The 350-nt window shown below is 50.9% G+C and carries 1 rRNA gene; it reads left to right on the plus strand.

From position 1 onward, the window contains the following. Positions 1–350: ribosomal RNA gene (locus G6042_RS14715) — 23S ribosomal RNA — on the plus strand; the annotation flags it as partial.

Here is a 350-nt window from a genome sequence, read left to right on the forward strand (position 1 = left end):
AGTGAAATAGATCCTGAAACCATACGCTTACAAGCGGTCGGAGCCCTTTCGTGGGGTGACGGCGTGCCTTTTGCATAATGAGCCTACGAGTTACCGTTGCTGGCAAGGATAAGTGTTTAAGACATGGATCCGTAGCGAAAGCGAGTCTGAATAGGGCGCTATAGTCAGTAGTGGTAGACGCGAAACCGTGTGATCTACCCATGGGCAGGATGAAGCTGTGGTAACACATAGTGGAGGTCCGAACCGGTTGACGTTGAAAAGTCTTCGGATGACCTGTGGGTAGGGGTGAAAGGCCAATCAAACTCGGAAATAGCTCGTACTCCCCGAAATGCATTTAGGTGCAGCGCTGA

Source organism: Flavobacterium solisilvae (assembly GCF_012911605.1).
Lineage (GTDB): Bacteria > Bacteroidota > Bacteroidia > Flavobacteriales > Flavobacteriaceae > Flavobacterium > Flavobacterium solisilvae.